Genomic DNA, 13,530 nt, shown 5'->3' on the forward strand with positions numbered 1-13,530 from the left:
AAGCTACTACCTTTAATATAAACTTAAACTATAGATTATTTTTATAGGATTTTTAAAGATATAATCAAGTGTTTAATGTCCAGTTAAATTACTATCACCAAATTTTTTGTTAAATGGTTTTATAACTCTATTTATAGGCCCTTTTAAAAGTACATTTAAGCAGATGAACAAAATCATAAATAATAGTAATACTAATACATCCTTAATTAAATTTGGAGGATATATACCACCAACAGCCTCCCTTGTGGCACCTATTGCGTAAGTAAATGGCATTATAGGGTTTATTCTTTGGAAGAATGTAGGTGTAACTTGTATAGGGAATGTACCACCAGAAGAACCAATCTGTACAACTAGTAGTACTATTGCAATTGCCTTTCCTATATTTCCAAACACAGACACTAAAGAGTAAACTATAAAATTAAACACCATACTAGTAAACATGAGTAGAATTATTAGTAAAATTGGATGTTCTGCTGTTACTCCTAATAATAATATATCTCCAGTTCCAATTATAAATCCTTGAACGAGGGCTATACTTAAAAAAGTAAGTCCTCTTCCAAAATAAATCTCATAAGGTTTATAGTTTCCATGTACAGATGTAGATAATAATGCTGAAAGCAGTAATATACCTACCCATGTAGAAAGAACACTATAAAATGGTGTCATTGCAGAACCATAGTTGGCAATTGGATATAATTTTTCTGTCTTTACTTCAACAGGTTCCTTTAAAAAGTTTGATTTTGTCAATATATCACTTTCAAGTAAGTTAACTAATTTTTTCATATCCTCGCCATTGCTAATTTTACTTAAAGTATCAACTAAGTCATCCAACATTCCTTTTGCCAAAGGCAGTTTTTCTCTTATTAATGATATACTTTCTTGTGCATTTCCTGAAAGACTTAAAGAAGTAGTAAGAATTTCTTCAACCTTTGGAAGTTTTGCTTCTGCTTTATCTAAAACAGTAATTATATCATTTGCTACATTTATGCTTTTTTCAAATATACTGTTTATAGGTTTTGATATTTTTGAGTCAAAATTATTCAAAATATTTAAATTAATTCTTCCTATACCATTTGATAAACTTAAAACATTATTTAAGGCACTTATAGATGGCTGTTGCCCAGATATAACCTTATCTTTAATATCATTTAATGTTGATATAGAAGAATCTATTTTATTACTGGAATCTTCAAGGCTATTTATTACATCATCCAGTCTATTGTTGGATGTAAGCTGATTCAATTTAGTTAAAAAATCTTCTAAAGTATCATTTAAAGATTGTAAGTTAGAAAGCTTTTCTGATAAATTGTCTATCAATTTTGGTACATCTTCACTTCCACTGTTTACAGCATCAATTAAATTTAATGTAAGAGAAGAAGCAGAAGATGAAAGGTCAACCATTAAATTTAAATCAGACTTTATAAGAGGAGAAAGTTCATCTACATTGTTATTTGTATCCTCTAAGAATTTTTTTACATCACTTGATAATAATTTTGTATCATTTAAAGTCTTTTTAATTGTAGGTAAATCAGCCTTAATATCTCTAACTGTACCTGATAATTTTGAAGTAGCATCAGCAGCTAAATCGACCGTTTTATTTATATGGTCAAATCTTTTTTGAAGGTCCATAAGAGAGTTTTCAACTTTTGTTAGTTTTGGAAGCCCATGTTCAATTCCTGCACCAACTCCATTTGATACACCAAGAACTATTTCACTCACTGTCTTTATTATTGTTTGATTAACTTGTAACTGTATTGCAGAAGCTCCCTTGTCAGTAATCTTTGGTGCAACTGCATTTATCTTTTCATTTACTGTATAGATAAGTTCACCCTTTTTGACATCATCTGTAATTAGGGAAGTTAAATCTTTTGTGAAATTCTTTGGAATCTTAAGTGATGCATAATAAGTACCTTTTTTAACACCTTCAAGAGCCGTTTTCTCATCTACAAACTGCCAACCTAAACTTTTATTATCTTTAAGTTGTTCAATTAACTGGTCTCCGATATTAATTTTCTGTCCTGCTATCTCATTACCTTTATCTTCATTTGTTACTGCTACAAGCATATTAGCAGTACTCCCATATGGGTCCCAAGATGCTTTTATGTTAAACCAAGCATATAAAGATGGTAAAAAAGCAAGTCCTACAACTATTATAAGTACTGCATAATTTCCACGTATATCTTTTAGGTCATTTTTAAAAATTTCTAATATATTTTTTAAACCCTTTGAAGGTCTTAAATTTTTCATATTATTCCAGTTTAAAATTTCTTTTAAACCATTTGTTTTTTTCAAATCTCTCACCTCCTGAATATTTTAATAGATAAAAAAGTTAGATTTATAATCAATTTTAAATTATATTACTTTTTACACAAATAGTAAAGTTAAAGTTTTGTCTTAATTTTAATACATATATATTATATATAATAGTATGCTATAAATATATATAAATATGGGAAATAAAAACAAATAATTTATAAAATATATAGTATAAAAATTAAGAATAAATCAAATATTTATAATTGATATAATCAATTAAATTATTGATTGTGATATACTTTTAATAGTTAGAAAATGCTATGAAGGGATGGTTGAATGAGGTATTTTAAAAAATATATAAAAAAATATATAGTGTTGTTTTTAACAGCAATATTTTTCTTAACATTGGAAGCTTTTTGTGATTTGGCACAACCAACTATAATGGCTAAAATAATTGATATAGGGGTTTCAAATAAGGACTTAGATTACATATTATCAACGGGAGCATTAATGATAGGTATAACTTTTTTAGGAGCAGTATTTTCAATAATAAGAAGTATAATCTCAGCAAGAGTTTCTCAGTGTTTTTCTTATGATTTAAGACAGGATGTATTTGAAAAGATAAATACATATTCATTGAAGCAAGTAGATAAATTTGGTAGAGCCTCACTAATAACAAGAATTACTAATGATATTAATCAGATACAATTATTTGTTCATGGAATGATGAGAGTTTTTATAAAATCACCAATTATGTGTATAGGAAGTTTAATTATAGCGATAAAATTAAATTTAAAAATGTCAATAATTATTTTAATTGCAGTTTCAATTATATTTATTATAATATTGCTTAACATGAAGATTGGATATAAGTTGTTTAAAAAAGTACAAGAAAGTACAGATAAGATAAACTCAAAATTGAGACAGTTTTTAGGTGGAATAAAGGTAGTTAAATTATTCTGTAGGTATGATTATGAGAATAAACGTTTTGAAGAATTAAATAATGAACTTTTTCAAAATAGTAGAAAAGCCACAACAATGATGTCATTTTTTAGACCAACAATTACAATAATTATTAACATTGCTATAATAATAATATTGCTAATTGGGAGATATTTAATTTATTCTGGAGAAATTAAAATTGGAATTATAGTTGCCTATGTAAACTACATGACTAGAATATTAACATCACTTATAATGATTTCACACGTTTTTAATGTTTTTGTGAGAGCAAAAGCTTCTTATGAAAGAATAAGTGAAGTCCTAATTGATGAGAATGAAGAAGTAATTATCAAAAATACTGATTTAGATGCTAAAGAAAGAGAGTTAGAATTTATAAATGGTGATATAATTTTTGAAAATGTAGATTTTTCGTATAATAAAAATATAGATGAGAAGATATTAAAAGACATATCTTTTAAAATAAAAGAAGGGCAAAATATTGGCGTGATTGGTCAAACTGGTTCAGGAAAGACTTCTTTAGTCAATTTAATCCAAAAACTATATATAGTTGATAAAGGAGATATTAAGATTGGAGAGCATAGCATATACAGTATATCTAAAGATAGTTTAAGAGAAAAAATAGGTGTAGTCTTTCAAAATAGCAGTGTGTTTGGAAAGAGTATATCAGAAAATATAATTATGGGAAGTAAAGATATAAGTAAAGAAGATGTTGTAAAAGCATGCGAAATAGCAAATGCAAATCAATTTATAACAAAACTTGAAAATTCTTATGATGAAGTTTTGTTTCAAAGGGGTAAAAACCTATCAGGAGGACAAAGACAAAGAGTTACAATAGCTAGAGCTATAGCAAAAAAACCACAAATATTAATTCTTGACGATTGTTTTAGTGCGATGGACATCAATACAGAAACAGTTATAAGGAAAAATATAAAAGATTATATAAATAATTTAAGAGAAAATGAAAACAAGAAATGTACTATTATAACTATTTCACAAAAAATTAGTTCTATAATTGACTGTGATAAGATTTTAGTTTTAGATGAGGGAGAGGTGGTTGGATTTGCTGCACATGAAGATTTACTGGTTAGTTCTCCAACTTATAAAAAGATTTTTGAGTTGCAAAATCTAGTAAATGAAGATGTAAATTAAGGAGGAAGTGTATTGAATTTGAGTACTGGAAATCAAAAGGTGAGTAGACTAAAGAAAAAAGCAAAGCCTAAAGATTTTAAAAAAACATTTAAAAGAGTTTTTATGTACTTTAAAAAAGATAAAAAAATTACTAGATTAATTTTTTTACTAGTAATAATTGATTCAATTATATCAACTATAATACCATATACTCTTGGAAAAGTAGTTGACATAATAAATATTGATATATATTCAAAGTCTATTTTCTTAAAAGGAATACTTATTTTACTTTTATTTTATATAATTGAATTTTTAGTTAAGTTGTTCAAGGGGATATTTACAGCTAGATTATCTCAAAGCATAGTTAGAGATATGAGAAGTAATTTATTTCTAAAATTTAGGAATTTACCAATAACTTTCTTTGATAAGAGCCCTACTGGAGATATTATGAGTAGAGTAACAAATGATGTTGATAATATTAGTACAGGTATTTCAACTTCATTAGTACAATTAATTACAGGAATTTTGAACATATTGCTAACTTTCATTATGATGTTTATATTAAGCCCTATTTTAACTTTTTGCAGTATCGTATTAATACCAATAGTAATGTTTCTAAGCAATTTCATCGCAAAGAGGACTAGAGTTTTTTTTAAGCAACAACAAGTAGAATTAGGAAAACTAAATTCTCATATTGAAGAAATGATATCAAATATAAATGTAGTAAAAGCTTTTAATTATGAGAAAAAATCTGTAGGTGATTTCAAAGCAATCAATGATAGGCTTTTGAGTATTTCACTTAAATCACAGATTTATACATCTCTTTTAATGCCTATTATGAACGTAATTAGTAATATAGGATTTGCAATTATATGTATTATAGGTGGAGTACTTGCGTCTAAAGACGTTATAACTATAGGCGTTATAGCAAGTTTTTTAAGTTATGTAAGACAATTTACAAGACCTTTAAATGAATTAGCTAACTTATTTAATACATTGCTTTCAGCTGTAGCAGGATGTGAAAGAGTCTTTGAAGTTATGGATGAGCAAGAAGAAGAACAAATAAATAGTAACACTAAAAGTGACATTTACAACAATAAAAATAATAATTTAAAAAAATCTTTTATAAATGGAGATATTGAATTTAAAGATGTAAGTTTTTCATATGACTCAAAAAAGAATATTCTAAGTGATATAAACTTAAAAATCAAGGCTGGAACATCAAATGCTATAATAGGAGAAACTGGCAGTGGAAAAACGACAATTATAAATTTGATTACAAATTTCTATCAAGTAGAAAAAGGGAAGATATTTTTAGATGGGAATGATATATATTCAGTTGATAGGAATTGTTTAAGAAATTATTTTGGAGTAGTTCCACAAGAAAGTTATATATTTAATGACACTGTTATGGAAAATATAAGGTATGGAAACCTAACAGCAACTGATGAACAGGTTATATCTGCTAGTAAAATAGCAAATTTACACAAGTTTATAATTAAAATGCATGGAGGATATGAGACTGTTTTATCAGATAGGGGTGAGGATTTAAGTGAGGGGCAAAAACAATTAATTAGTATTGCTAGGGCGGTATTAAAAAATGCACCAATACTTATTTTGGATGAAGCTACGAGTAATATAGATATAGCAACTGAAGCTAAGATTCAAGATGCAATAAATAATGTGACTTATGGAAAGACTAGTATAATTATAGCTCATAGACTAAGTACTATATCAAATTGTAACAATATAATAGTTTTAGAAAATGGACGAATTGTAGAATCTGGAAATCATAAAGAGCTAATGAAACTCAAAGGTCATTACTACAGAAATATACTGCTGACAAATCGAAATTAAAAATTAATAAAAAATTTTAAAAAAAATTGTTTGAAGGTATATGACACGGGTATATATAGAATAACTTAGAAAATAAAAAATTAAATTTGATATATAAAATATTAGGAGGAAATTAATTATGAAAAAATTTGTTTGTACAGTATGTGGATATATACATGAAGGGGATGCTGCACCAGCACAATGTCCAGTATGTAAAGTTGGAGCTGATAAGTTTGAAGAAATGAAAGGCGAAAAGAATTGGGCTGATGAGCACAGAATAGGAGTAGCTCAAGGTGTAGATGAGGAAGTAATCGAAGGATTAAGAGCTAACTTTGTTGGTGAGTGTACAGAAGTAGGAATGTATTTAGCAATGAGTAGACAAGCTGATAGAGAAGGATATCCAGAAGTTGGAGAAGCTTATAAGAGAATAGCTTTTGAAGAAGCAGAACATGCTGCTAAATTTGCAGAACTTCTTGGAGAAGTTGTAGTTGCAGATACAAAAGAAAACTTAAGAGTTAGAGTTGACGCTGAATATGGTGCAACTGATGGAAAATTAAAATTAGCTAAAAAAGCTAAAGAATTAGGATTAGATGCTATACATGATACAGTACATGAAATGTGTAAAGATGAAGCTAGACATGGTAAAGCATTCTTAGGATTATTAAATAGATATTTTGGAAAATAAATTTAATATAAATTAAGTAAACTTTTAGGAGTATTTCATTCATGGTTTTTAAAGATTATGAGTGAAATACTCCTTTTTGAGTAAATTAGATTCTAAAACAGTAAATTGACATACATATAGGAATACATTAAACTAAGTATAAAAATATTGACTATTTAATAAAGGTGGTGGATAAACTGATTAAGTATACACATAAAAGTAATATAGCTATTGTAGTGCTACATGAAATTTATGGAGTTAACAATTTTATAAAGGATATTTGTGAAAAATACTATCAAGATGGATATGATGTATTTTGCCCTGAACTTTTGGGTAGCGGGAAAGTTTTTTCTTATTTAAAAGCTCAAGATGCATATAATTTTTTTATAAGTAATATAGGATTTAATATCTATGAAAAAGTAGAAAAACTTATAAATGATTTAAAATTAAAATATAAGCATGTATTCGTTATTGGATATAGTGTAGGTGCAACAATTGCATGGAGATGCAGTGAAAATTCCTTATGTGATGGAATAATTTGCTGTTATGGTTCTCGAATTAGAGATTATATGGATGTAATTCCAAAATGTCCTGTTTTATTAGTATTTGCAAAATACGATTCATTTGATGTTGAGTTTGTTGCCTCTCAACTTCTTGCCAAAAAACAAAATATTCAAATTGAAATCGCAGATGCAAATCATGGTTTTGTTGATACATACTCAAAAAATTATTCCAATATTCATACACAAACATTTAATCTTCAACAAATAGAGTTTCTATCTAAATATTCAAGTTAATAGAGAATATAATTATTTATAATAGAATTTAAACTTTGTTTGTCACACTCTCATACATAGAAGAAGAGAGTATGTCAAAATACATTTGTTTGTTGATATTTTAAAATTAGATAAAGACATTTTTACAGAAAAAGATGAAAGTAATAATGAAAATGTTTCCAAGTAAGAATTAAGTATATAAATAAATATAAAATAGATGAAAAATAAAGATGCTTTTAGATAGTCAAAGATACTATCTAAAAGCATCTTTATTTTATAAAAATTATGTTAAGATAAATAAGATTTGTATGAGGAATAAAATTAATTGAGAGAAAAAATCAAAAGAATACAATAATCACTTGCAAAAACTATACTATTATGATAGACTTAAATCAAAATTAAGAATTGTAAAAAGAAGGAAAAAAATAGGTAATCATTTTAATGAACCACAATTTAAAAATAAGATACTAGAATTTAAATAGAAGGAAAAGTTTACATATAAATTTAAACTAGTATAAGGAGGAATATCGTATGCCATTAGTATTATCAAATATAGGAGAAGAAGTAGTTATAAAGAAGATTTCAGGAAGTGATAAGACAAGAACATTTTTAAATAGCATAGGATTTGTAGTAGGAACAAATGTTAAAATAATTTCTAAGATAGATGGTAATTTAATAATAGATGTAAAGGATACTAGAATTGCATTAGATAAAAAAATGGCAAGTAGAATAATAATATAGGGAGGTAGTAATATGAACAAGCTAAAGGATATTAAGTGTGGGGAAACTGTAAAAGTTAAAAAATTAGAAGGAGAAGGAGCTACACGAAGACGTATAATGGACATGGGAATTACAAGAGGTGTTGATGTATTTGTGAGAAAAGTAGCTCCTCTTGGAGACCCAATTGAAATAACAGTTAGAGATTATGAACTATCAATTCGTAAATCAGATGCAGAAAAAATTATTGTGGAATAATAAAGTTAATTATAGTAGAGTTAATGCAATTATATAGTGAGAATGATTTTCTGTATCAAAAATAATTTATATATCTAAATATTAATGGAGGGAATGGAAATGTCAATAAAAATAGGTCTCATAGGAAATCCTAATTGTGGCAAGACAACAATGTTTAATGGACTTACAGGTTCATCACAATATGTTGGTAACTGGCCAGGAGTAACAGTTGAAAAAAAAGGTGGAAAATTAAAAGGAAATAAAGATGTAGAAATAGTAGATTTACCAGGTATTTATTCTCTATCACCATATACATTAGAGGAAGTTGTTACACGTAATTTTATGCTTGATGATAAACCAGATGCAGTAATAAACATTGTAGATGCATCAAATATAGAGAGAAATTTATATTTAACAACTCAGGTTTTGGAATTAGGTATACCTACTGTTATAGCTCTTAACATGATGGACGTTGTTAAGAAAAATGGAGATAAGATAAATATTAAAAAATTATCAGAGGTTATAGGTTGCCCTGTAGTAGAAGTAACAGCTGTTAAAGGGCAAGGAATTATGGAAGCTGCTCAAAAAGCAATTGAAATTGCAAGTGGTAACAATAAATTAGATTTTAAGTTACCTTTTGTTGATGAAAGCAAAGGAGCAATAGAAAAAATCGAAAAGATAATAGAGGAAAAAACTCCATATATAGATATGGAAACACGTTGGTTAGCTATAAAGTTATTTGAAAGAGATGAAAATGTTATACAAAAGCTTGATATTTCTAAAGTAATATTAAATGACATAGAAGAGATAACTAGAAATTGTGAAGATGAATTGGATGATGATAGTGAAAGTATAATCACAGCAAATCGTTATGAATTTATTAGTTCAATAATTTCAAGCATAATAAAGAAAAATAGAAATGGTAAAGAAACTGTTTCAGATAAAATAGATAAGTTTGTAACAAACCGTATATTAGCACTACCTATTTTTGCACTTATAATGTGGGGAGTTTACTACATAGCAGTAAGTTCATTGGGTGCTATAGCAACTGATTGGACAAATGATGTATTGTTTGGAGAAATTATTCAAGGTAATGTAAGTAATTTCCTAGCTTCCGTAAATGTAGCTGATTGGTTACAAGGTCTTGTAGTTGATGGCTTAATTGGTGGAGTTGGAGCTGTATTAGGATTTGTACCACAAATCATGCTTTTATTTTTGCTATTATCAATACTTGAAGATTGTGGATACATGTCACGTGTGGCTTTTATAATGGATAGAATATTCCGTAAGTTTGGTCTTTCAGGAAAGTCATTTATACCGATGCTTATAAGTTCAGGTTGTGGAGTTCCTGGTGTTATGTCAACTCGTACTATAGAAAATGACAGAGATAGAAAAATGACTATCATGTTAACTACATTTATTCCATGTGGAGCTAAGATTCCAATAATAGCTTTATTTGCAGGAGCACTGTTTGGAGGGGCTTCATGGGTAGCACCATCAATGTATTTCTTAGGAATTGTAATGATAATTGTTTGTGGAATTATATTAAAAAGAACTTCTTTATTTGTTGGAGAACCATCTCCATTTGTTATGGAACTACCTCAATATCATGTTCCTAGTGCAAAAGGAGTTTTAATTCATATGTGGGATAGAGGAAAAGCATTTATAATCAAAGCAGGTACAATTATATTTGTTGCTTGTGGAGTAATATGGTTCTTACAATCATTTAACTGGTCACTACAAATGGTAGATGCAGGAGATAGTATATTGGCTAGTCTAGGAAATATAGTTGCACCAATATTTGCACCTCTTGGATTTGGAAACTGGCAATCATCAGTAGCAACAGTTACAGGTCTAGTAGCAAAAGAGAATGTAGTTGGAACATTTGGCGTTTTATTTGGTATATCAGATGCAACAGAACAAGACCCAACACTTCTTGGTTCAGTTGCAAGTATGTTTACAGTAGTCAGTGCATTTTCATTTATGGCATTTAACATGCTTTGTGCACCTTGTTTTGCAGCTATTGGTGCTATAAAAAGAGAAATGGGTTCATGGAAATGGACATGGATTACATTAGGGTTCCAAACTTTAACAGCTTATATAGTTGCTCTTCTTATCAATCAAGTTGGAAGTGTACTTTTAGGAACTAGTGGAAGTATTGCTGGGGCAATAATATCTATAGTTATAGCAATAGCTGTAGTATTTGGGGTTTTAACTTATTCAAATCGAACAATAAAAAAAGATAAAATTGGTAATTTGAGCTATATGAAAAATTAGTTCATATAAATAAGGAGTGATGATTATGGCTACATTTATTATAGCAGCTATTGTGGTAGTATTAATGGCATTGGCTGTGATGCATATGGTTAATAACAAGAAAAAGAATGGCAGTAGTTGTGGATGTGGTTGTTCTGGATGCTCAAGTAGTAAGAGTTGCCATGATACTAAAAGATAGATAAAATAAGAGTCTGATAATAAAGTAAGTTAAACTTTTTATCAGGCTCTTATTTTATATATAAATAATAAATTTCATATTTGAAGTCAATTAGACTATATTATATTTTTACTGTATAATTATAGACAAATATATGATTAGGAGGGATTATTGCTAAATACAGCAATATAAATGTTTATTATGTTTAAATTTGATGTAACAAATGAACTTATGTGTATAGCAAGAGGAAGTGGTAAATTTTTTGCTAAAAAAGGTGCTATGGTAGCATTTAAAGGAAATTTTAACTTTGAAAAATTAATATTAGGCCCAAATAATGGTGGTGGTTTAGGTAGAGCATTGCTAGGACATGTTCAAAGGTCATTGACAGGAGAACAAATGCCAATAATGGTTGTTGAAGGTGAAGGTGAAATTTACCTAGCGCAAAATGCTTATCATGTAGATGTAATATCAATTGACCCAGGTGACTCGATTTGTGTTGAGAGTGAAAACTTATTAGCATTTTCAGAACAACTAGATTATAGTGTAAAATTAATTGGTTCAGGAGTAATATCTCAAAAAGGACTTTTTACTACACATTTAATAAATAAAACAAGTCAAAATCAAGATATTGCCATAATAACAGATGGGAACCCTCTAATACTTGAAGGGCCTTGTTGTGTCGACCCAGATGCGTTAGTAGCATGGACTGGAAGGGAACCATATCCTAAAGTAGCAAAACTATCATGGAAAACTTTTGTTGGTCAGACTTCAGGGGAATCTTATCATATGGAGTTTGTTGAGCATGGTCAAATTGTTATTATACAACCATCTGAAAGATTGTCTAGCTTGAATACAGATGCAACACCTTCTGACAGAATGAGGTCAGGTGGAGTAAGAATTGGCATAGATTAATTTTTATAGTGAATTTTAATTGTAGCTTAAAATATATTTAAAGAATAAAAAGGGTAGCAGGGGTAGGTATATTAAAAAGGAGTATTAGATGCTGGAGAGAATTCATAGAAAGTTTAAAGGATATTACATTTTCTTACTAATCTTAATTTTATGGAAAATTGTATGTGTTTTAGGTATATGGAGTAGCTATATTTTGCCTCCGCCTGAAAGAGTTTTGGAAACTTTTATAAAAATGATAAATGATGGTTCTATTTTTTTAAATGTTTATGCTAGTGTGAAGAGGATATTTATAGGTTTTTTAATAAGTTCATTGATAGCAATACCACTTGGAATCGTGTTTGGTGTAAATAAAAAAATGTATGAATATTTCAAGCCACTATTTGAATTTATGAGAAGTACACCTCCACTAGCCTTAATACCTATGCTGATTTTATGGTTTGGTATAGGTGAAGAGTCTAAAATTATAATTATAGTTTTAGCATCGTTTTTTCCAATATTTTTAAATACACTAAAAGGGATAAAAAATTGTGACAGTAAATTAATTGAAGTAGGCAAGTCTTTTAATTTATCTAAGAAAAGAATTTTTTGCAAAATAATAATTCCTAATTCTATGTTAGATATTGTTGTTGGACTTAGTTTAGGTCTTGGGTATAGCTTTAGAGCTATAATTGGTGCAGAACTTATTGCGGCTTCTTCAGGTTTAGGATACTTGATTTCTGACGGTAAGGATATGTCAAGAACTGATATTGTACTGGTTGGAATTTTTGTTATTGGTTTTTTAGGTATACTTTCAGATTATCTATTTTCAATGGCAATAGCAAAATTTAGTAAAGGGAAGCAGGTTGATTTAAATGGTTAGAAATGGATTTTTATTAGAGAATATACATAAAAAGTATTTAGTTGATAATAAAGAACATTTAGTGCTTGATGATATATCATTAAGTATATCTAGCGAAGAAATAACGGTTATACTAGGGGAAAGTGGCTGTGGGAAGACAACCTTGCTTAGAATTTTAGCAGGTCTTGAAAGTACTACTAGTGGAAATGTATATTTTTTTAATAATGATAAAAAGTGTATCCCAAAAGTAGGAGTTGTTTTTCAAGAAAGTAGACTAATGCCATGGCTAAATGTAAGTGAAAATATACTTTTACATACTGAAAAAAATAATAGAAATAAAGTTGATTTAGATAGATATTTAAAGATGATGAAACTTGAAAAGTTTAAGAACTCATATCCAAATGAGTTATCAGGAGGAATGGCTCACAGGGTAAGTATTGCAAGAGCTCTTTCTTTTAACCCAGATATTCTATTGATGGATGAGCCATTTGCAGCATTAGATTATTTTACAAGAAGAAAAATGCAAAAAGAAGTAGTAAATATCCATAAAAATACTAAAAAAGGGGTAGTATTTGTAACTCATAATATAGAAGAAGCTATGGAAATAGCAAAGAAAATAATTGTTTTTAGTAAAAATAAAGGGATTAAACAATTTAGTGTCGAAGATGAATATAATAGAGATTTAACTAAAAGCTATTATATAAGCTTAAAAAAAGAAATATTAAGGGAATTGGGGGAGTTTTAAGTGATTAAGAGAAACAAAAAAATT

12 protein-coding genes are annotated in these 13,530 nt (G+C 28.2%); 11 read left to right on the top strand and 1 reads right to left on the bottom strand.

Annotated features, from left to right (window positions below; genetic code table 11):
• Positions 1-72: 72 nt before the first annotated feature.
• Entirely contained in the window at positions 73-2,301 is a 2,229-nt protein-coding gene (locus IC173_RS02075; protein WP_227432838.1) for a YhgE/Pip domain-containing protein, read from the bottom strand.
• Between the two features lie 291 nt (positions 2,302-2,592).
• On the opposite strand from IC173_RS02075, the gene IC173_RS02080 reads away from it, so the two are divergent.
• From IC173_RS02080 to IC173_RS02130, 11 genes are all read left to right on the top strand, one after another.
• Positions 2,593-4,368, top strand: coding sequence for an ABC transporter ATP-binding protein (locus IC173_RS02080; RefSeq protein WP_227432840.1), 1,776 nt, complete (start codon positions 2,593-2,595; stop codon positions 4,366-4,368).
• A 12-nt stretch (positions 4,369-4,380) separates the two neighbouring features.
• Complete coding sequence (locus tag IC173_RS02085; RefSeq protein ID WP_227432841.1) at positions 4,381-6,204, top strand: ABC transporter ATP-binding protein; 1,824 nt, start codon at positions 4,381-4,383, stop codon at positions 6,202-6,204.
• 118 nt (positions 6,205-6,322) lie between these two features.
• Positions 6,323-6,868: an NADH peroxidase gene (locus IC173_RS02090; protein WP_107594844.1), complete on the top strand. Its 546-nt coding sequence runs from the start codon at positions 6,323-6,325 to the stop codon at positions 6,866-6,868.
• A gap of 164 nt (positions 6,869-7,032) precedes the next feature.
• On the top strand, positions 7,033-7,644 hold the full coding sequence (locus tag IC173_RS02095) for a dienelactone hydrolase family protein (protein ID WP_227855093.1): 612 nt from the start codon (positions 7,033-7,035) through the stop codon (positions 7,642-7,644).
• Positions 7,645-8,154: 510 nt separating this feature from the next.
• Complete coding sequence (locus tag IC173_RS02100; protein WP_227432843.1) at positions 8,155-8,364, top strand: FeoA family protein; 210 nt, start codon at positions 8,155-8,157, stop codon at positions 8,362-8,364.
• A 12-nt stretch (positions 8,365-8,376) separates the two neighbouring features.
• Complete coding sequence (locus IC173_RS02105; RefSeq protein ID WP_227432844.1) at positions 8,377-8,598, top strand: FeoA family protein; 222 nt, start codon at positions 8,377-8,379, stop codon at positions 8,596-8,598.
• A 99-nt stretch (positions 8,599-8,697) separates the two neighbouring features.
• Positions 8,698-10,854, top strand: coding sequence for a ferrous iron transport protein B (feoB, locus tag IC173_RS02110; RefSeq protein WP_227855094.1), 2,157 nt, complete (start codon positions 8,698-8,700; stop codon positions 10,852-10,854).
• A gap of 25 nt (positions 10,855-10,879) precedes the next feature.
• Positions 10,880-11,032 carry a FeoB-associated Cys-rich membrane protein gene (locus IC173_RS02115; protein ID WP_227432846.1) on the top strand — a complete coding sequence of 51 codons (153 nt, stop codon included), beginning with the start codon at positions 10,880-10,882 and terminating at the stop codon, positions 11,030-11,032.
• Positions 11,033-11,212: 180 nt separating this feature from the next.
• Complete coding sequence (locus IC173_RS02120) at positions 11,213-11,923, top strand: AIM24 family protein (protein ID WP_227432847.1); 711 nt, start codon at positions 11,213-11,215, stop codon at positions 11,921-11,923.
• Positions 11,924-12,011: 88 nt separating this feature from the next.
• The gene (locus IC173_RS02125; protein WP_227482321.1) at positions 12,012-12,782 is read left to right on the top strand and encodes an ABC transporter permease; all 771 of its coding nucleotides are present in this window, start codon (positions 12,012-12,014) and stop codon (positions 12,780-12,782) included.
• Positions 12,775-13,506, top strand: coding sequence for an ABC transporter ATP-binding protein (locus IC173_RS02130; RefSeq protein ID WP_227432849.1), 732 nt, complete (start codon positions 12,775-12,777; stop codon positions 13,504-13,506). The genes IC173_RS02125 and IC173_RS02130 overlap by 8 nt, the downstream gene beginning before the upstream one ends.
• Positions 13,507-13,530 lie beyond the last annotated feature (24 nt).

The sequence above is a fragment of the Clostridioides sp. ES-S-0048-02 genome, assembly GCF_020658495.1.
Taxonomy (GTDB): domain Bacteria; phylum Bacillota; class Clostridia; order Peptostreptococcales; family Peptostreptococcaceae; genus Clostridioides.